The following is a 19,575-nucleotide window of genomic DNA, read 5'->3' on the forward strand; positions in this document are numbered from 1 at the left end:
GGAAAGTTTGTGTTGCGTGGGTGTCTAGGGCCGGGTGCGGCGTGGGTCGGTCCTGGGTGGGCGGGGCGGCGGAAGCCGATGTCTGGGCTGTGTCGCGATGGTGGCCGCTGGGGTTGTGGCGCTGGGTGTCGTGCCGCTGTCGCCGGTAGTGGTGGTGTGTGCGCGGCGCTGGGCGCGAAGCGCGGCCCGGATTTCGCGGGCCCGCCCGGGGATCGGGTCGGGCAGGGGTGTGGTGGTCATGGTGAAGGGTTCGGTTTCCTCGCCGTGTACGACCAGGCGTGCGGCGGCGTGGTAGACGCCGAGGTGGGAGAGGTCGTGTTCGGAGAGGCGGGGTGTGGTGTGGCGGGCGAGTTCGCGGGCGTCTTCGGGGGAGGAGGAGTAGATGATTTTGTTGCGGGCGTTGGTGGAGAGGCCTTCTTTCAGTTCCCTCGATAGCTGGCCGAGGTGCTGGTGGGCGAGGATGAATCCGTTCCGGAACGCTCGTGCTTCGGCGAGCATGTCTTCCATGGGGTAGGGGAGATGCAGGAAGTTGTGGCATTCGTCGATCACGGTGTGCGCGTCGGGGCGCAGGCGCTGCGGGACGCGGGCGCGGGCGGTGGTGGCCTGCCAGGTTCGTGCCACGACCAGCGACCCGACCAGCCGTGTGGTTTCTTCCCCGAGGGAGCCTTTGGGGATGCGCACGAGGCAGATGCCGCCCTCGTTGAGCACCTGTGACATGTCCACTGTGGAGCGTCCTCCGGCGATGGCCTCTTTCACGAAGGGCCGCAGCAGGAACGCGCGCAGCTTGTTCATCAGCGGCGAGATCACCTGGGAGCGAGAGCTGTCGGTGAGTTCGTCGTACCACTCCCAGAATCCGCGCAGAACCGGGTCGGTCAGCCCGGTGGTGATGCGGGAGCGGAAGGCTTCGCTGGTGAGCAGTTTCGGGAGGTCGGCGAGGGTTGGTACGGCTTCTTGGGCGCGCAGGGTGAGGCAGGCGGCGCGCATGAGGTCGTCGGTGCGTGGCCCCCAGAACGCCGAGTACACGCGGCGGAAGACGGAGACGAGGTTGTCGACCTCGCGGTCAGTTTCCCCGCCCTCTAAGGGGTTGAGGACGGGTGGTCGGTGCCGGGAGTCGGCGTCGAACAGCACCACCCGGTCGGCAGCACTGCGGGGGAGCCGGTTGAGGATGTCGGTGACCAGGTCGCCTTTCGGGTCGATCAGCACGACACCACGGTGTGCGTCGACGTCGTCGAGGATGATCTGGCCGAGCAGAGTGGATTTCCCGGAGCCGGTCGGTCCGATGAGGTGCAGGTGGTAGCGGGCGTCGGCGAGCCGCAGGCCGACCGGGCGGGCATGCCCGGTGTCGGACTGGCCTAGGGGCATCACCCCAGGGCTTGGGATGGGGATGCCGGGTGGTGGGGCGACGGCTTTGGCTCCGGCGCGTTCGACGCCGGGGATTGCGGCGTCGGTCGGTATGTGCGCCAGCGCCGCCAGCTCAGGAACCGACAGCAGGTCACCGCGATCGAGGCGCCGGTCGGCGAGCGCGTGGCCAGGGTGGCGCAGGCGGGTGCGGGTGTAGTGGTTGTGGTCGGTGTAGGCGGCGAACGCGGCCGCGAGGGCGTGCGCTCGCCCGCGGGCGGTGTCGCGGGCCTGGCGGACGAGGTCGTCGGCCGTGTCGGCGGGAAGGTCGGTGGCCACGGCGTACCGGATCACCGTCTCGTACTGGGAGCCTCGTTGTTTCCCAACGATCGCTTTGTTCTGTGTCGAATATTCCAGCGACAGCTGCGGATCCTGGCTGATCCTGCGCGAGTCCGAGGTCCGGCGAGTACGGGTGGCGTTCACGCCGGGGGTGATCGCGTCGAGGATCCGGCCCCCGAGGCGCCCAGAGGAGCCGTGGTGCACCCGGCGGGCGGCGCGGCGGGCGTGGGCGACGCGGCGGCCGGTGACCGGGCGGGCGAGGATTTGCACGCAGGCCCGTTCGTCGCGGCCAAGCCCGACCGGCGCGCCGAGCAGCCCGCGGATCGGATCTGCGTCGAACCCGGTGCGGATCGGGAGGGCCTCGGGGCGGGCGAGGCGCAACTGGCCGCCGACGGTGATCCGCCGGCGCCCGGCCGCCACAGCGGGAAAGGGGGAGGTGGCGGGGCTGGTGCGCGTGTGGGAGCCGGGCCAGGCGGCCTCGATCGTCCGTTCCACCAGTGAGGGGGGGATGACGCCGGGGACCCAGAATTGGACGGTGACACCGTGCTCGCCGAACACGTACTCCATCGCCAGATGAGGTTGCCCCGTCCAGAGCCGCCGCCAGGCGGGGCGGAGCAGGCCCACGAGGTTGGACCAGACCGCGGCCCCGCCGGCGGGATCGACGGTCGGCGGGGCGAGCACGGTGATCCGCCGAGCGTCAGCCAGCAGCGCGGTGTGGCGGCGGGTGAGCCACCAGCGCCGCGCAACCACCGCGCCCATCACGACGAGGACCAGAACTAGGACGACGACCGGTCCCCAGGTCAGCGCCCAGTCGCCCGCGGCGGCGAGCAGGCGACCGGTGGCACCGCCCGGGTCCCGCAGATAGTCACTCACCCAGGTCTGGGGCACCTGGAGTGCAGAGGTTTGCACGGGCATGACGGAACTTCCTTCCGGAAACTCGTGTGAGAAGAGGGCAAAGTCGAGTGCGGCACGAGGCCGGAACTACTCGGGGCTGACGTCGACCGGTCCCGCGTCGCCGGTGTCGACGGCCGCGTCGGCGGGGCCGAGGTCGATGTAGGCGTCGGCGAGGCCGTTGTTGGTGGCATCGGGGTCTTGGTCGGCGAACGTGGCGAGTTCGGCGGGGTCAGTTATCGGATCTTCCCGATGTTTGTTGTGAACTTCCGTCCTGTGTGGACGCTGCAGGTCAGGTGGGATGTCGTTCACTCGATAAGGTTGTAGGTCCGACATGTTGTCGAGATTTCCGAGAGGATGCCGGTGTTCATGACGCATGATCGCCTCCAGTCAACTTCGGGGACGAGGTGGGCGGGTGGAGGTGGTCGTGGTGCTGGCGGAGGTGCGGTCGCTGGGTGTGCCGCGGACGTTGAGCACGTCGAAGGAGATCGAGGACTTCGAGCAAGAGCTCGTTGACCAGTACCTCTTGGCGTCGGTCGGTGCTGGCGTGGGTGACAGCAGTGTGAATCAGGATCGATCGGTGATCTTCGAGTTCATCGAGTTTCTCGGGCGTCCTGTGTGGACGGCGCAGCCGGGCGATGCAGATCGGTTTCTCGCTTTCCAGCGGAGAGAGAAACTTCTGGCGCGGTTGACGGTGCAGCACAAGGCGTGGGGACTGGCCAGCTTCTTCGACTTCCTGATCGCGCGGTATCAGGGTGACATCCATGCGTTGACCGGCGTCGTGGTCGACCAGCCGATCGACGAGTTCAACCGGCCGTCCAAAGCCGACTACGGGGTGGCGAACGTGCCCCCGGCGGACGACGAGGTCGAGGCGCTGTTCACCGCGTGGCGTGACTCCCTTGAGCACACCCGCAAATTCCTGACCGGGGCACGGGACTACCTGGCTGCCTCGTTGTGGCGCAGGGCGGGCCTGCGGATCCAGGAGACCTACATGCTCGACATGCGGGACTGGCGCCGCGACCTGGGAGACTACGGCAAGCTGCACATCCGATTCGGCAAAGGCAGCCGCGGACGGGGCCCGAAGACACGGCTGGTTCCGGCGATCAACTCGGTGGCCGAGTTGCTGGACTGGTGGCTGGTTGATGTGCGTCATCAGTTCGGTGACGACTGGCAGGACCCGGATGCACCGTTGCTGCCCAGTGAACGTAACGACCCACACACCGGGCACTGCAAGCGAGTGTGCGACCAAGCGCTGCGTGACGGGCTGACGTCGGCGACCAAACTCTGGCTGCCGAACTGGGTTGGGCGTCTGAGCCCGCACACACTGCGGCACTACTGCGCTTCGTCGTTGTACGCGCGAGGTATGGATCTCAAGGCTATACAAGAGATTTTGGGGCACGAATGGCTTTCCACAACGACCCGGTACATCCATGTGCACGCCGACCATGTCGAGCACGCGTGGTCGAAGGCGAACCAGCGGGTGACCGCACGGCTGGGACGGGAGGGATGAGCTGATGCGCTGGAACATGCGAATGAAGGCCGCGGAGGCGGGGATCTGGAAATCGACCGAGATGCGTCGCCGGCTCGCCGACGCGGGGTTGGAAATCAGCGCGGGAAAGATGTCTGCGCTGTGGATCGGCAATCCGACCACAGTTCGGCTCGACGACCTGGACGTCATCTGCGCGGTCCTGGACTGCACTCCGGCGGAGTTGCTGCTGTGCGAGCCGGAGAAGGTAGCCGCGCGTCGGCCGCGCGAGGCCGAGACCGGCACCGTGGCTCCGGTCGTTCCCCGGCTGGGGCGGCACCGATCGGTTCCGCCGGGGTGACGCCGCCGCGGATATGCCCGGTCTGCCAGGGCAGGCCGGTCGCCACCTACAATTCCAAGTACTGCTTCGACTGCCGCCCTGGCGGGCCGTTCGTTCCGCCTCCGTGCCGACGGTGCGGCTCTCTCGACTACTACTCCGCTGGGTTGTGCGGCGACTGCCACCAGTACGGTCCCCGGCGTGGGCGAACCTGTGTGGACTGTTTCGCGTGGGGCGTGTTCTATGGCAGCAGAGAGGGCGTCTGTCTGGGCTGCCAGGGATGGCGGGCCAAGTACTCTGGCCGAGGACCTTGCGTGGTCTGCGGCCGCCGCTACGTGGCACGCAACCATGATCGGGTGTGCCGTCTGTGCTGGCGGCAGGCTTCGGCGCTGCAGCAACGGCACCGACCGCTGGACTACATCGGAGCCAATCGCAAAGGACAGCAACTGTTCCTCGGTGACATGTTCCTCCGACGGGAGACGTTCGCCCCGCAGGGCCTGGCCAGCCAACGTCCAAGCTGCACGCAGGCGGCACCGGCAGCGACCTGCCTCAGTCTGCCCGTCAGCTACCGGCATCTTGCCTTGTTCGACGCACTCCGGGAGCTCGACGCAGGACGACGTCACGGGTTCCCGCCGCCAGACCCGGCCGTGTGGGCCGCGCTGGAACAGGTCATCGCTGACCACGCATCTGGTCATGGCTGGAGCACAGGCGTGCTCGAACAAGCCCGCTACGGAATCCGCATCGTCCTTGGCATACAAGACACCGCAGGTGCTCCCGTTCAGGTCACCGCCATCAACCAGCTGACCGAGATCGGCATCTCGACCCGGCCGGTGCGTGACGTCCTGGAGCGCATCGGGATGGTCGAGGATGACCGGACTCCCACGGTGGACATGTGGTTCGAGCGCAGCATCGATACATTGCCCGAGCCAATGCGCGACGAGCTCCGCATCTGGTGGGACGTGATCCGCCACGGCAGTACAAGGGCTCCTCGGCGACATCCCCGCTCGCCCAAGACCGCGCGCAGCCAGTTGTCGTTCGTGCTTCCGACCTTGCGTGGCTGGGCGCAGACCCACGAATCGTTGCGGGAGATCAGCCGAGCCGACGTACTGGCCGTGCTGCCCGTTAGCGGTAGCGCCCGATCGACCACCCTGCAAGGGTTGCGCTCGGTCTTCGCCGTGCTCAAGGGGCGGAAATTGACCTTCTGCAACCCCACGGCGCACATCCGCGGCCCACGTCTGAGCAAAGCCGCGCCACCGGCGATCGACTTGCCGTTCTTGCGCACCGCACTTGATTCCGAAGACCTGGCGACAGCGGCCGTCGCCGCCTTGGTCGCCTTTCACGCGCTGACGTCGGGGCAGATCTGCGCGCTGTTGTTGACCGATGTCCGTGACGGACGGCTTCACCTCGGCGATCGCGTGATCCCGCTCGCCCGGCCAGCTCGGGAACGTCTGCGGGCCTACCTGGACTATCGCAACGATCATTGGCCGGGCACCGCCAACCCGCACCTGTTCATTCACTACCGCACCGCCACGCACACCGGCGCCGCGACCGCATGCTGGGTTCGCACACGACTCGGTATGAACCCGCAACACATCCGGCAAGACCGGATCCTCGACGAAGCCCACGCCACCCGTGGTGATGTCCGGTTGATCTGCGACCTGTTCGGCCTCACCGCCGCTGGTGCCTACCGTTACATCGAGACCGTCGACCATCCTGGCGTCGCGGAGTACGCGAAATTCGTCGCGGACGACCGGGGCACAGCGCGAGCTGATTACCGAAAATAGATGTCCTCGCGGCGGCACAAGACGGACACTCTGACGGGAACCTGTCCGCGCGGCAGGCCGGGCACCGAGGCAGCAGGCAACCGAAAGCGCAGGAACGTGAGCAGCAGCAGCGAGAACGGCGACATCGAACGGCTGGTCCGCCAGCTCGACGCGGACACCGCCGACGCGGCCATGGACGCGCAGGCGGAGCTGACCCACCGGGGCCACACGAGCGATGTCGTCGCCCCGCTCCTGCGAGCCCTGCCGACCCTGACCCGATACGGGCAGCTGTGCGCCATCGAGATTGTCGAAGAACTCGACGACCAGCGCGCTGACGAACCCCTGATCACGCTTCTGGACAGTGAGCACGACACCGTTCGCGAATGGGCGGCCGGTGCGCTCGGCCGTCGACAGGTCCACGACGCGATACCCGCTCTGCGACGTTCCTATCAAGCCAGCCTCGCCCGACATGATCGCCCGGACTGGTCCGAACCAGTCGGTTTGCGACGCGCGTTGACTGATCTCGGGGCCAGGAACCCCGTCGTTCCGTGGCTGACTGCCAGTCTTCAAGAGACGATCGTCGACGCTTGGCCGGCGTGGCCATCGACTCGGATCATCGACGTCCTCGACGATCTCGCGAACCACGGCCAGGTGACGCTCTACTTCCAACTCTGGCGCGTCGAGCCGGACGGCCAGACGTATTGGGTCGAGCTGCCCACCGACGACACCATGCTCGACTTCACGCAACCGTGGCCGCATGTCGTCGCGCACGCCCGCAACCGCGCGGTCAACCAGGCACGACAAGCGCAGCTTGGGGAGCACATCGTCGCCGCCATCGAATGGATCGACGAACGCGATCTCGCGATTGCGCCCGACTCTCCCGCCGGCAATGTGCAGTCCACATGAGACACACAGCGCTGGAGTTGCCGGAACTCCGGGACCTGTTACCGTCATTCCAGCGTCACCCACCCGGAGTTGTTCTCCGATTCGGGCAAAGTTGCCAGGAACTTCGGGTCTGTGGTGACCAGGAAGTTCTCCGTGGGCGAGGCCAGCGATTGGAACGCCACCCGCTGCGTGCCCGAGGACAGCAGGCCCTGGCCGCGGTCGGCCGACAGCAAGAACTGCCGCTCTCCGGCGGAGAGGTCGAAGGCGTCGGCGATCTCGTCGATGGCCTGGGGTGCCTGGCGCAGCAGTACTTGGGTGGCCGCGTTGGACACGATGGCTTTGCCCAGGTCGCTGCTGAGCACGTCGGCGGTGTCCTGGGTGGCCACGGTGAGCCCGCACCAGTGCTTACGGGCGGCCTTGGCCATGCGGAACAGGAAGCGTGCGCCTTCAGGCTGTTGCATGAGTAGCCACGCCTCGTCGACCACGACCAGCCGTGGCCGCCGGTGCGCGGGGTTGGAGACCCGCCGCCAGACCGCGTCGAGCACGAGCAGGGTGCCGATCGCGCGCAGCTCGTCGGGCAGGTCCCGCAGGGAGAACACGACGAGGTGCCCGTCCGGGGTGGCGGTGGTGGGCCCGTCGAAGAGGTCGCCGAAGCTACCGTCGACGAACGGGTGCAGCCGGGCGGCGAGGTCGGCGGCCACCGTGTCGCCGGAGTCGTCGAGGGTGTCGCGCAGGTCGCGCAGCAGCGGCGCCGGGCGGGTCCAGGTGCGGGCGTCGCCAGTGATGCCCGCGCTGGCGTAGGTGGCGGTGATCGCGGTGTCGAGCACGGCTCGTTCGGCGGGTGTTCTCTCCGTGCCGAAGAGCACGGCCAAGACGGTGTGCAGGAACAAGCTGCGCCGCTTGAGGGCGTCCTGTGGCGCGGTGCGGCGTCCGTTCGCGCCGACGTGCACGGGCAGGTCGAACGGGTTCAGCCGGACCCCGCCCGCGCCGAGGTGGACGTAGGTGCCGCCGACCTGGGAGGCCAGCCGCGCGTACTCGTCCTCGGGGTCGACGACGAACGCCTGTACCCCGTCCCCTGCCTGCCTGTTCTGGTGGTCGCCGAGGGTGCGGTAGAGGCTGCGCAGGGTCTCGAGCTTGACGAGATAGGACTTGCCCGCGCCGGAGCGGCCCAGCACGACCATGTTGTAGTTGTCGCACGCGAACCGATCCCAGTGCACCAGCCCCGAGGAGCCGACGTTGTAGCCGTAGAGCACACCGGACGGGACCGAGGTCGCGGGGTCGGTCGGGGGCAGGTCCGGCGAGGTGAACGGATACGCGGCGCTGACCGCGGCGGTATCGAACGTCCTCGTCAGACCGAGCTGGTCGAGTCCGAGTGGCAGGGTGCTCACCCAGCCTTGCAGCGCCCGGTAGGTGGCGGGTTTCGCGTCCAGCAGCAACGATGCGCACAGCGACCGCAGCGCCGAGACCTCCTCGGCGAGCGAGGCTTCGTCCGGGGCGTGCACGGTGAGGTAGAGCCCGAATTTGAAGAGTTTCCCGTCGCCGCGCGCGACGCTGCGCGAGAGGTCGGCGGCGTCTTCGGCGGCGGCGTCGAGGTCCGGGTCGTCGAGCCGTTCATGCCGCGCGTTGTGCCGCCTGCTAGATTCCAGTTTGGCTCGTTGCTTGCGCAGGCCGCTGGCCGCCGTCACAGGGTCGACCGGCTGAACATGGACCGATACGTCCAGCCGAGCGGGGTAGGTCAGCAAAGGGGCGAGCCAGCCGGGGTAGACCTCCCGCGGATAACCCGTGACCCCGAAGCTCGCGACGAATTCGTTGCCGACCTCGAGGTGCCGGGCGGACACCGAGAGCGCGTCCGGGGTGAACGCTCCCGCTGACCCGGGCCGAGTGGCCGAGCCGTGGTTTCTGGTGCGTGCCATGGGGTCTCTACCTGCTTTCGATCTCGTCGTCGTAGTCCCAGTCCTCGTCTTCGGACAGCCACGGGCCCGACTCCTGCGAGCGGCTGGAACGCGACAGCCCGCGTCGTTGCGGCTTGTGACGGGCGTGGGCGGGCGATGTCGCTGCGGCGGCGGATGCACCCGCTGGCCGGGGGGACTGAGAGGCCGTTGCGACGTCGGCGTCGTTGTCGGCGACAGCGGAGCCGTAGAGGTCGGTGAAGGTGGTGGTGGCTGTGATGACCTCGTCCGCGCCGGCCAGGCCAGCGGATGGTGGGAGAAAGGTGTCGGGATTGCAGGCCGCGGCCAGCACGCCGGTCGCGGCGGCGGCGTCGAGCGGGGTGGCGACTATCCCGGCCGGGGTGAGCAGTTCGATGGCCTCGCCAAGACGCCGCAGCAGGCGTTGCTCGGCCGCCTGCCGCGCCCCGTCATCCATCGGCTGTTTGTCGTCGCGGCGGTGGTGTCGCCACGGCACCATGCTCGACGCGGCGGCGACGGCGGGGGTCGGGCCGGTGCGTACCGGCTCTCGCAGGACTAACAGCACCTGGCGGCGCAGCAGGTCCGCGTGCGCGGTGAGCTCGGTGAGGTAGTCCGCGTGATCGCGGGCGGCGGCCTCCAGGGCAGGGTGCGGAAGCCCGCCGGCGTGTGCCCGGAGTTCGGCGATCTGCGGGGCGAGGTCGAGCCGTTCGGCGCGGATGAGGATCTGTACCGGCGCGGTCAGGGAGTGCAGGTAGCGGGCGAAAGACGCGACGAGCGCCTCCTGCTCACCGGGTGTCCGCAGCGAGAAGTTGACCGTGCCGCACACGGTGATGACCGCGAGCCCGTCGGCGCCGAGGTCCACGACCCCGGCGTGCGCGCCGGTCTCGGCCACGCCATGAGCGGGCAGCTCCAGCGGTGACGGGGACACCGCCTCGGCAGCCGCCGAGGTCACCGGGCGCCGTCCCCGGCGACCTCCCGTGCGGGTGTCGTTGCGCTGTGCGGTCAGCCAGGCCGGTGCCGCGCGGACGCCGTCGGGAGCGGCGACCCGGTGCCGCGGCGACAGGTGCTGGCGGATCGCGGCGAGCGCGAGCTTGTCCAGGGGCAGGCCATCGCGCTGCCCGAGAGCCAGCACGGTGACCGTGATCCCGATCGGGACGGCGACGAGGAGGAACACGGGCAGCGGCACGAACGCCCGCGTCGTCGAGTACAGGCCGTACAGCCCCAGTCCGGCGACGGCGAGAATCGCGAGCTGCCGGGCGGTCAAGGGGCCGAGCACCCGGTCGGGGCGGTCGACGTCGGCGGGCACACGTACGGGAGAAGTCATGGCGAGTCGGTCCTCACTTCGTCTTCGGTGCCCGCCGGGCGGGCAGGTCCAAGGGAAGGCGCAGTTGCGTACCGGCGCGCCGCTTCGGCGGCGGGGAAGCGCTTGCACCACTGGCAGGGGGCGGTGTCGGCTTGGGCTGGCGCCGGACTCCGAGGGGGAGCGGGTACTGGCCTGAGGTGAGTGGCCGGTTGCCGGTGTAGGCGTCGCGGACGGGGCGGCGGTGCGCGCGGGCGGTCTTGGTGATGTCCCCGGACTTGGAGATCAGCGCTTGCCCGGTCTGCGGTGCCCGGTTGGTACGGGCGGGATCGGCCAGGTCGTCGGCGAGTGTGCGCCGCGGCCGTTGCGGGGTCTGCGGAGGCAGGTGGATCGGCAGCATCCCGGTGCTCGGCGCGATCAGCGCGCCGCGCGGGTGTGCAGGTGGTCGGGCCCGGCGGTTGACCTGTCCGTCCGGGAGCAACAGCCCGGGCTGCGCTACCGGCGGCTGCTCGGGGTGCCTGGCGGCGAGGTCGTCGGCCAGGGTGCGGCGCGGCGCCCGGGAGGGGTTGTGGCGCACGGTGATCGGCAACCCGAGCTGGTCGGACGGGAGCGCGTTGGGCAGATCCTTGAGCGGCATCGCTCGCGGATTCGGGCTGGCGGCCACGACATCGCTGGTGCGGCGCACGGTGAACAGCGACGTCTGGCCGGGTCCCGGGGTGCGGTCGGCGGGCAGGCTGGGCCGGGGATCTTCGTCTAAGCCTCGGCGCGGTGTGCGGAACGGCTTCGCCACGCGCCGCACCCGCAATGGCAGCAGGTACTGGCCCGAGCGTGTGGACGGGGGATCCGCCGGAACCCGATCACGAGGTTGCCGGCCGTGCCTGCGGCCCTTGCCGCCGAAGAGAGAGGTGGCGCCGCCGAGCAGGCCCATGGTCTTGTATGCGATCGCGCCGCGCACCAGCGACCCGAGCATCGAGCGGCCGCCGCTGCCGCGCAGGGGTTGCAGGCACCAGAACGGGATCTTCACCAAGATCCACATCAGCGCGACACAGAACAGCAGGTTGGTCAGCCCGTTCAGCGTCGGTCCGAACACGGTGAACCCGCCCGGGGTGAAGAACACCCGCAACGCCATGCTCAGCGCTAAGGCTTGTCCGACGGGGATGAGCAGCAGCAGTCCGTAGGCCTTCCACCACGTGTGCGCGACGCCCTCGGTGTGCGGGAGGGCGTGCCACATCAGCACGAACGGCGCGGCCGCGATCAACAGCATCGTCGCGAGGACCCGCACGATGAACGTCAGCAGTAGCACGACGAGCATCACCGCGAGCGCGAGCCCGATGAACAGCAGCCAGCCCGCACCGCCGTTGAGCGAGCCGAGAATCATGTCGGTCATCGCCTTCGCGGCGGTGTCCGGGTTGACCGCGCCGGTCATCAGCGCCGCGCTCACGGCGTTGGAGATCTCGATGCCCTGGGTCGCCAGAAAAAGTGACAGCGTCCCGGCGAGGAACCCGGCCGCGATCCGGGGCGCGATCTCCTTGATCGTGTAGCGGGTCTGCAGGGTCTCGTAGGCCATCAGGAGCAGGCCCGCGACCACGACGATGCTGCCGTAGAAGGCGAGCATCAGGTGCCAGGACTCGTTCCACGCCTGCCCGATGCCGGGCAGCAGGTCAGGGTGCGGTGTGGACAGCACCGTCTTGCCCAGCAGATCGAGTAGCGGGTTCAGCGCGCCGATCACCAGGCCGCGGAAGAAGGTGTCGATGGCCTCGGTGACACACGCGACCGGGTCGGTGAACCCGCACTCGCTCTCCTCGTTGGCGGGATCCCGTGGTGCCGGCTGGGGGATGCAGTTCGGGCCGTCACAGGGCTGGCTCGTGGGTGGCTGGGTGGGGAGATTGCCGCACTCGGGCAGCACCGAGCCGGGGAAACACGACACCGTCGGCGCCGACGGACCGGGCACCAGCGGCGTACTCGGTGGTCCTGTGGGCGGCGAGGGACGTTGGGTCGACGGCGTTGGTAGCAGGCAGCCGGGCTCGGCCGAACCTGGTATGCAGCTGGGGTTGGGCGGAAGCGGCAGCACGGGTGGTTGCGCGGGCGCCAGCGGCACCGCCGCAGCCACGGATACGGGCGTAGCGATGGGTGCTGCTGATGCGTTCAGCGCGATTCCGGTGACAGTCACCAGCAGCGCCACCAGCACCGCGAGGAGGCGAGCCCACCGCCGCTGAGGCAGCCAGCGGCCGCCTCCGCGACAGCGCGAAGCCGAGCCTGTCGGCGGGCCGACCATGAGCCTGTCGCCGCGTCCTGGCTCGGCGTCCGTGCGGTGATGGAGAGGAGCGGACTCGGACGTTCGGGCGGCGCGCGCCGTCGGCGTCGTCGGGCGGCGCCGGGCTGGGTCGCGTGGACGGGAGGCAGGTGTGTGGCGTGTTGTGGTCATCGCTCACACCCCGCCCACGATGCCCTTGAGGATCTCGACCACGAGCGGGGCGAGCGCGGCGAGTCCGAAGCCGATGCCGGCGGCTTTGAACGCGCCCTTGGCCTTCTCGATCTCGCCGGGGTCGCCCGAGGCCAGCAGGTAGCGCAGGCCGCCGATGGTGATGAACACGACCGCGACCCCGGCCAGGATCCCCATGATCCAGTTGCGGATGTTGTTGAGGACTTGATCGACAGTTGCCGCGAGCGCGACGTAGTGGATCGTGTCCGCCCGCGCGGCCGAGACCGGCAGCAGCATCGCGGCGGCGACCAGGCACCCGGTCAGCACGACACGGCGATGGTGTCCCCGTCGCGCGGGAGCTGGGTGCGGGCGGTGGCGGTGCGATGGTGTCAGTCGCATGAGGGGCCTCCTGAGTGCGCGCCGTGCGGCGGTCGGGGCCGGGCGGCTGATGGTGGCGCGGGTGCGCCGTCGATCGGGTCCCGCGTGCTTTGACTCCGGATTCCGGGTCGTGTGAAGGCGCCGGGTGCACGAGCTTCTTCGCCAGTTCCGGGCTCAGACGTGTCACGCTGCGTAGCCGCAGGGGGTGGGTGTGTGATAGGCGTAAGGCGGGGTGGCGGGGTGTGCCGGGGCGGTCGCGCCGGCTGGCGGTCGGTGCGGCGCTGGAGGTGCCGTCGGCCGGTTCGGTGAGGAAGCGGGCCAGGCGCTGCTCGGCACGGTGACGGGCCTTCTGGGTCGTCTTGTACCGCTCCCCGCGCGCCTGCGCCGCCTCCGCCAAGGCCAGTTCTCCGAAGTGTGTCGCCGAGATCAGCGCGGCCTCGTCGGCGGTGATGACGCCCGCTCGGACAGCGGCCACGAGCACGAGGTCGTGGTGTCCGCTCGCGCGGGGCGGCGGTGCGGAACGGAAGCCGGCGTCCTCGACCGTGGGGGGCGCGTCGCCTTCTTCCTCGTCCACTGGGCGCGGAGCGCCGAGGGCCTCGCGCAGCGCGGCGTAACCGGCGCGGTAGGCCGCCCATCGCAGCCGCACGAGGATCGCCTGCCGGTCCAGCGCGACCTCGCCGAGCCCGGCGAGGAATCCGGTCAGGACGGCGGAATGAATGTCGTGTTTGTCCCCGCGGAACCGGTTGGTCAGTTGTGCGGCGACTGGCAGCAGCACCGGCATCGCCAGCCCGACGCACGCCATCGTCCAGGTGCCGCCCTCCGCGCGCGCCCGGGCGATCAGATAGGCCCACGCCGCGTCCCGGGTCGCCTGGGCGCAGTCCGGGCGCAGCAGCAGCGTGCCGAGCTCGTCCAGCGGTACCGGGCGCGGCGGCAGCCCGGGGATCGCCGCACCGTCCACGCACACGGGATACGGGCCGGTCACCAGCCAGCCGAAGGTCGCGATAGCGGCGTCGAACACCCCGCCGTCGTGGGCGTATTCATCGTTGCGGCGAAGAGCGAAAAAGTCTGGGTCGGGACCGGTTTCCGATAGCGGGAAATCCATGGCGGCAACTCCTGATATGCGCTGGATCAGTGCAGTCACCAGAAAGCCAGGCGTGCCGCCTCAAAAGCGCCTCAAAAGCGCCTCGCAACCGCTTCACAAGCGCCTCAAAGGGCGCCTCAAGGGCAGTGACGGGTGCGTTGCGTGCGGTCGGTCGGTCGGTCGAGCATGCCCGCGAGGCCTGAGCGCAACGCTTGAGGCGCCCCATATTCTCGTCTTGAGCTGCGGTGATACGCCTCGAAGCTCGCGGTAAGCGATCGTGGCGCCTCAACGGCTGATCGTGAGAGCCCAGGCCCTGCGGCGTCCGCGGAAAAATGCTGCGAGAAATATTCCATTGCGAATCGGATCCCCGGGTGGCAACGGGAGCCGGTAATTGCGGGCCGCCGCGCGGCGCTCTTTGTTGTTCTGACCAGGGCGTGGAAGCGTTGGTCGTTCTGGGGGTGGAAATTTTTGAATTTTTTCGGGATCAGGTGTCTCCAAATGGCCTTTTTTCCGGAGTTAGCCGGTGACGGCATCCCGTCGCCGGCCTCGGACCGGCGGCACTCGCTTCAGGAGGCTTCTCATGACCCAGCGCGCACAGTCGCCGGACAACAGCGCCGGTCGCCGGACACACCTGGACCGCCCGCCGCGCACCGGGCGCGGTGGCGACCTCGCTCCCTACCCCGGCGCCCGCGTTCACAGCACCTCGGCAGGCGCGGGCGGGACCGGCGGCACCTCGCGTCCCGAGGGCACGCCGGCCCCGTCGCGCCGGCGTCCGGCGTCCTCGTCGGCGGCGCCGACTCCGGCGACGGTGTGGACGTGCGGGCCGGACCCGATCGACACGCACGCGGTGTGGCCGGTGCCGATCGTGGAGTCCATCACGGCGTCGTTCACCGGCCCCGGTGCGCACGTCGTCCTGGTCGACCTCGACCCCGCACCGACCACGGTCCAGCGCTCCGGTGCGGGCGGTTCGGCGACGACCGGCGAGACCTTGGTGGCGGCCGCGCGAGAAGCGGTGCGCGTGCTCGACCGCACTGTCGACACCGTCACCTTCCACAGCGGCGACGGCGGCTCCGTCGCGTCGTCGCGACCGTTCTGGCCCGACCTCGTCACCGACGTGAGCGACCCGTCCGCGGCGCTGGCCGGAACACCGTCAGTCCCGGCGCACACCGCCGCCCCCGCCGGCACGGAAGGGCCGGTGTCCGAGCACAGCGCGCGAGCGGATCTCGTGATCGTGTCCCTGCCCGCCCATGCCACCGAGTCGGTGCCGCTGGACCGGCTCGCGCTCCTGGCGTCGACCCGTCTGCGCCAGGGCGGCATCCTCGCGGTGTACACGCACAGTGACTGGATGCGGGGGCGGCTGGCCGACCCGACCGGCGCGATCGTGGCCGCTGCCCAGCACGCGGATCTGCTCTACCTGCAGCACATCGTCGTGCTGCACACCCCCGTGGAGAAGGGGCGCCTGCGGGCCGCGCCGAGCGCGGCGGTGGCCGCCGAGTACGACCGCGCCCGGCATCGCGCGACGGTGCGCGGACTGCCCGCGCCGCACCTGCGCGCACATGGCGATGTCCTCGCGTTCGCGCAACCGGCCGACCCCAGTGCACCGCCTTCCGGGACCGGCCCGGCGACCGCCGCGCCCGGTGCCGGAGGTGGCCAGTGACCCCGCCCCCGCCACACCCGGCCTGGCCTACTCCGGCCATTCCCGCACCTGCGAAAGGCAGCGCCCTCATGTCCCACCAGCACCCCGCGACATCGACCACCCCCGGCAGCGACGACCCGACCGTGCCGATCTCCCGCACGCTCATCGACGCCCTCGACACCAGCCCCGCACAGACCGGCACCACAACCGGACACGACCCAGCCGGGCCGACCCTCGCGACCGGCGTGACCGACGCCGGCCAGTTGCCGTTGTCGGTGTGGGCGACCGCGCAGACCTCCCCGGCCACCCAGCGCAAAGGCCGCTACGTACCCGAGTCGACCGCGCACCCGGCGAAGATGCTCCCGGCCGTCGCGGCGCACGCCATCCGCGCCTACACCCGCCCCGGCGACCTCGTCTTCGACCCTATGGCCGGATCCGGCACCACGCTCGTGGAGGCGATCGACGCCCGGCGCCGCGCGGTCGGCGTCGAGTACGAACCGCACTGGGTCAGCGTCGCCCAGGCGAACCTCGACCTCGCCCGGGAACGCGGGCACGACCACGACGCCGAGATCGTGCACGGCGACGCCCGGCAGCTGCCGTCCCTGCTGCCCGAGAAATACCGGGGGCAGGTCGCGCTCGTGATCACCTCCCCGCCCTACGGGCCGTCCACCCACGGACAGGTCGTCACCAGCGGCACGGGCTCGCAGGACGGGAAGGTGCACAAGTACCACCACCGCTATGGCTCCGCACTGGATCGAGGGAACCTGGCCAACGTCGGCCACCACCGGCTGCTGGCCGGCTTCACCCGCATCCTCACCGGCTGCGCGGCCGTGCTGCGTCCCGGCGGGCACATCGCGATCACCGTGCGCCCCTGGCGTGAGCATTCGGAACTGATCGACCTCCCGTCGCAGATCATCGCCTGCGGCCACGCCGCCGGGCTGGTCCCGGTCGAACGCTGCGTCGCCCTGCTGGCCCGCGTCGCCGACCGCGAGCTGGTCGCCCGCGGCTCATTCTTCCAGCGCGACTTCATCCGCAAACAGCGCGAGCAGGGCCTGCCCTTGCATCTGATCGCGCACGAGGACGTCATCGTCCTGGCCAAACCGCTCGTGTCCAGCACCGCGCTCCCGGCGTCGTCGGGCGATGGTCTCACCGCTACGAGCGACGGGGCTGTGAGTCGTGGGCGGTGGGCGTCGTGAGCACGCGGGTGCACTGCCGGGACTGCGGCTGGGACGAGCAGTTCCGGCATCCCGCCACAGCCCGCCGCGCCGCCACCCGGCACCGCTGCCCGCCGCCGAGGGACGACTCGGACCGGCGACCCGTGGAGCGGGAGGCACAGCATGCCTGAGCACCACTCCGACGTTGTGGATCCGCTGCGGTTCGTCGCGACCGAGGGTCCGGTGATCGGGTCGCTGTGCACCGGCGTGGCCGGGCTCGACCTCGGCGTCGCGGCCGTGCTCGGCGGGCGCATCGCCTGGTACTGCGAGAAGGACCCGCACGCGGCCGCGATCCTCGCCGCCCGCCTGCCCGGCGTGCCGAACCTGGGCGATCTGCGCGCGGTCGACTTCGCCTCCGTGACACCGGTCGAGGTGCTCACGGCGGGGTTTCCCTGTCAGGACATTTCCGCCGCTGGTCGGCGCGCGGGTATCGAGAAAGGCGCTCGCAGTGGACTGTGGCACACCATCCTGGACGCCATTCGCGTACTACGACCGAGCCTCGTCGTCGTGGAGAACGTCGCCGCCCTCCGCTGGAAAAACGGCGGCCTCGACCGTGTACTCGCGGGGCTGGCCGAAGCGGGGTATGACGCGGTCTGGCGTTGCGTACGAGCCAGCGACATCGGCGCCGCCCACCGCCGCGAACGTGTGTTCCTGTGTGCCGTCCCCGCCCCGGGACGGGATGCGGATGATGCCGACCCCGCAGGCCCGCGACGGCGAACCCCGCGGTCCGGTCGATCCGGCACGGCGGCGCGCGGGCGGGCATCAGGTCAACCTCAACGACGCGGTCGACTCGGTCGTCAAGCCAGCGCAACTCCTGCCGACCCTGACGGCGGCGGACTCGCGGTCGTCGGCGATCCAGACCGTGCGGAAACCGAGCCGCCCGATCCCGGCAGGGTGCGTGACGCTGACCGACTCGGTGCGGCTGCTGCCGACCCCGACCGCCTCGGACGTAAAGAACTGCACCCACGACACCCACGACGGCGGGCCGTCTCTTCCTGACCGCGCCCGCGCCCTGAGCACGACGACGCCATCGACGGACGGAACGCGGTGCGCCGCGGCCCACAGCACAGAGATCGATAGCTGCCTTTCCCCCGGTGCGTGGGGCCCTGCCACCGACTCCCGGCCGCGCACGGCGGTGCGCCCACCGACGTCTCCGCGACGCCATGACAAGGAGGCCTAGCCCTCATGGACACTCCACGACTTCTGCCGACCCCGCGCGCGACCGACGGAACCAAAGGCTGTCCCGCGCAGCGCGGCTCGAAGGGCGATCTGATGCTGCCCTCTGTCGTCATCGCCGTCACCACGCCCGCTCCGAAACCCCGAGCGCGGAAGGAGGTGAAGGACCGTGACGACCACTCGCGCACCGCGCGCCCGCCGCACAGCACCCGGTGAACCCAGGCCGGTGAACTGGGGCGAGTACGCCGCCGCCGTTCACCGATGGGAACTCATCACCGGCCGCCTCGCCCCGTACCCGATCCAGCCCGGACGGCACGGACGCCCCGTTCTCGCACCGCCGTTCGTCGAATGGCTCATGGGCCTGCCCCCAGGCTGGGTCACCGCCACACACCTCGACCTGCCCCGCACCGCGCAACTTCGCGCTCTGGGCAACGGGGTGATGCCCCAGCAGGCCGCGCGGGCTCTACGTCACCTGTTGGACGACCTGGCCGCACTCGCCCACATCCCGGCCAGGTGCCACTGGGCCGCGCCGCCACACCACCCGCGCGAGCGCCGCACCACCAAATTCGGTTCGGTGCGAGCAGGGCACGAGTAAGGCTCTGGCCGCCACCACCCCTTCCTCGGGCCGTGCGCGCCCGGCCCGCCCGGCACCAGCACGCACCACGACCCGCTGAACAGGTCCGCGAGGCACCCCGTCTTCCAGCGGCCCCGAGGTCCGGGGTGCCTCGCACCCCCTTCCAGCACATCGAAAGCAGGTACCGCCATGCCCACCAACCGCCCCCACAGGCTTCTCCAACATCTTCGACGCTGGCTGGGTACCCGGCACGGCCAGAACGTCTACGCGTCCTGCCCGCGCCACCCGAGCGCCCGCTGCCGGAAGCCCCGTCCGAAGCGGACGTCGCTGCCGAGCATCCTGTGCTGCGCCGGGCGAGCGAGGCGACCGCGACGCTGGTCCGCCAAGGCTGGAACGTGCACCGCGCGCCCTACGGCTACCGCACCATGGACGTCGCCGGGACCCGCTCGGGCAGCGGCAGGCCCCGGACCCGGCTCACCCCCGACCCGCTGCGCGCCCCGGTCGTGCAGCACATCTTCTACTGGCGCGCGGTCACCGGCCTCGACGTCGACCAGATCACCCAGCGGCTGAACAACAATCCCGACCGCTACCCACCACCGGGCACCACCGGAACCTGGCACGACAAGGCCGTCACCAGAATCCTGACGAACCTCAAATACACCGGCTATCAGGCTTTGCGCACCCGCGACGAGAGCAACCGCCTCCGTCCCGCCGAGCAGTGGGTGCTCTCCGACCAGCCGGCTCACCGCGCCCTGATCACCACAGCCCTGTTCTGGGCCGCGCAGAACCCCACCACCGACACCCGGCGCGCGCTGCGGCACCGCCTGCTCGCCCAGCCGCACGACCTTTCCGCCTGACCACCCTTGGGA

18 protein-coding genes are annotated in these 19,575 nt (G+C 70.1%); 12 read left to right on the plus strand and 6 right to left on the minus strand.

The genetic code is table 11. The features are described from left to right. Window positions 1-24: 24 nt before the first annotated feature. Window positions 25-2,592 carry a type IV secretory system conjugative DNA transfer family protein gene (locus ACLJQ7_RS10725; RefSeq protein ID WP_410648017.1) on the minus strand — a complete coding sequence of 856 codons (2,568 nt, stop codon included), beginning with the start codon at window positions 2,590-2,592 and terminating at the stop codon, window positions 25-27. Window positions 2,593-2,658: 66 nt separating this feature from the next. Beyond that, on the minus strand, window positions 2,659-2,880 hold the full coding sequence (locus ACLJQ7_RS10730) for a hypothetical protein (RefSeq protein ID WP_410648018.1): 222 nt from the start codon (window positions 2,878-2,880) through the stop codon (window positions 2,659-2,661). 103 nt (window positions 2,881-2,983) lie between these two features. On the opposite strand from ACLJQ7_RS10730, the gene ACLJQ7_RS10735 reads away from it, so the two are divergent. The 4 genes from ACLJQ7_RS10735 (at window position 2,984) to ACLJQ7_RS10750 (ending at window position 7,039) form a co-directional block, all read left to right on the plus strand. Then, on the plus strand, window positions 2,984-4,078 hold the full coding sequence (locus ACLJQ7_RS10735; RefSeq protein WP_410648019.1) for a tyrosine-type recombinase/integrase: 1,095 nt from the start codon (window positions 2,984-2,986) through the stop codon (window positions 4,076-4,078). A 4-nt stretch (window positions 4,079-4,082) separates the two neighbouring features. Beyond that, on the plus strand, window positions 4,083-4,394 hold the full coding sequence (locus ACLJQ7_RS10740; RefSeq protein WP_410648020.1) for a helix-turn-helix domain-containing protein: 312 nt from the start codon (window positions 4,083-4,085) through the stop codon (window positions 4,392-4,394). Window positions 4,395-4,684: 290 nt separating this feature from the next. Then, window positions 4,685-6,154, plus strand: a complete 1,470-nt coding sequence (locus ACLJQ7_RS10745) for a hypothetical protein (RefSeq protein ID WP_410648021.1) — start codon at window positions 4,685-4,687, stop codon at window positions 6,152-6,154. A 96-nt stretch (window positions 6,155-6,250) separates the two neighbouring features. Next, window positions 6,251-7,039, plus strand: coding sequence for a HEAT repeat domain-containing protein (locus ACLJQ7_RS10750; RefSeq protein ID WP_410648022.1), 789 nt, complete (start codon window positions 6,251-6,253; stop codon window positions 7,037-7,039). 44 nt (window positions 7,040-7,083) lie between these two features. Here ACLJQ7_RS10750 and ACLJQ7_RS10755 read toward each other — a convergent pair whose 3' ends face one another. The 4 genes from ACLJQ7_RS10755 to ACLJQ7_RS10770 all read right to left on the minus strand — a co-directional run bounded on the left by ACLJQ7_RS10755 (window position 7,084) and on the right by ACLJQ7_RS10770 (window position 12,974). Continuing rightward, a complete protein-coding gene (locus tag ACLJQ7_RS10755; protein WP_410648023.1) occupies window positions 7,084-8,931 on the minus strand; it encodes a VirB4 family type IV secretion system protein in 1,848 nt (615 codons plus the stop codon). Between the two features lie 7 nt (window positions 8,932-8,938). Then, the gene (locus tag ACLJQ7_RS10760; RefSeq protein ID WP_410648024.1) at window positions 8,939-10,249 is read right to left on the minus strand and encodes a PrgI family protein; all 1,311 of its coding nucleotides are present in this window, start codon (window positions 10,247-10,249) and stop codon (window positions 8,939-8,941) included. Window positions 10,250-10,262: 13 nt separating this feature from the next. After that, window positions 10,263-12,176 carry a hypothetical protein gene (locus ACLJQ7_RS10765; RefSeq protein WP_410648025.1) on the minus strand — a complete coding sequence of 638 codons (1,914 nt, stop codon included), beginning with the start codon at window positions 12,174-12,176 and terminating at the stop codon, window positions 10,263-10,265. Between the two features lie 477 nt (window positions 12,177-12,653). Then, on the minus strand, window positions 12,654-12,974 hold the full coding sequence (locus tag ACLJQ7_RS10770; protein ID WP_410648026.1) for a pilin: 321 nt from the start codon (window positions 12,972-12,974) through the stop codon (window positions 12,654-12,656). 388 nt (window positions 12,975-13,362) lie between these two features. Between ACLJQ7_RS10770 and ACLJQ7_RS10775 the strand changes: the two genes are divergently transcribed. The 8 genes from ACLJQ7_RS10775 to ACLJQ7_RS10810 all read left to right on the plus strand — a co-directional run bounded on the left by ACLJQ7_RS10775 (window position 13,363) and on the right by ACLJQ7_RS10810 (window position 19,563). Beyond that, on the plus strand, window positions 13,363-14,115 hold the full coding sequence (locus ACLJQ7_RS10775) for a hypothetical protein (RefSeq protein ID WP_410648027.1): 753 nt from the start codon (window positions 13,363-13,365) through the stop codon (window positions 14,113-14,115). 571 nt (window positions 14,116-14,686) lie between these two features. Beyond that, window positions 14,687-15,763, plus strand: coding sequence for a hypothetical protein (locus ACLJQ7_RS10780; protein ID WP_410648028.1), 1,077 nt, complete (start codon window positions 14,687-14,689; stop codon window positions 15,761-15,763). Between the two features lie 68 nt (window positions 15,764-15,831). After that, on the plus strand, window positions 15,832-16,938 hold the full coding sequence (locus ACLJQ7_RS10785) for a TRM11 family SAM-dependent methyltransferase (RefSeq protein ID WP_410648029.1): 1,107 nt from the start codon (window positions 15,832-15,834) through the stop codon (window positions 16,936-16,938). Continuing rightward, window positions 16,935-17,087, plus strand: a complete 153-nt coding sequence (locus tag ACLJQ7_RS10790; protein WP_410648030.1) for a hypothetical protein — start codon at window positions 16,935-16,937, stop codon at window positions 17,085-17,087. Before ACLJQ7_RS10785 ends, ACLJQ7_RS10790 begins: the two co-directional genes overlap by 4 nt. Beyond that, the gene (locus ACLJQ7_RS10795; RefSeq protein ID WP_410648031.1) at window positions 17,080-17,955 is read left to right on the plus strand and encodes a DNA cytosine methyltransferase; all 876 of its coding nucleotides are present in this window, start codon (window positions 17,080-17,082) and stop codon (window positions 17,953-17,955) included. Before ACLJQ7_RS10790 ends, ACLJQ7_RS10795 begins: the two co-directional genes overlap by 8 nt. 186 nt (window positions 17,956-18,141) lie before the next feature. Further along, window positions 18,142-18,348 (plus strand): hypothetical protein, encoded by a 207-nt coding sequence (locus ACLJQ7_RS10800; RefSeq protein ID WP_410648032.1) that lies wholly within the window; start codon window positions 18,142-18,144, stop codon window positions 18,346-18,348. Beyond that, window positions 18,302-18,727, plus strand: coding sequence for a hypothetical protein (locus ACLJQ7_RS10805; RefSeq protein WP_410648033.1), 426 nt, complete (start codon window positions 18,302-18,304; stop codon window positions 18,725-18,727). Before ACLJQ7_RS10800 ends, ACLJQ7_RS10805 begins: the two co-directional genes overlap by 47 nt. A 320-nt stretch (window positions 18,728-19,047) precedes the next feature. Continuing rightward, the gene (locus ACLJQ7_RS10810) at window positions 19,048-19,563 is read left to right on the plus strand and encodes a recombinase family protein (protein WP_410648034.1); all 516 of its coding nucleotides are present in this window, start codon (window positions 19,048-19,050) and stop codon (window positions 19,561-19,563) included. The last annotated feature ends 12 nt before the right edge of the window (window positions 19,564-19,575 follow it).

The sequence above is a fragment of the Amycolatopsis sp. cmx-4-54 genome (assembly GCF_046548895.1).
GTDB lineage: Bacteria > Actinomycetota > Actinomycetes > Mycobacteriales > Pseudonocardiaceae > Amycolatopsis.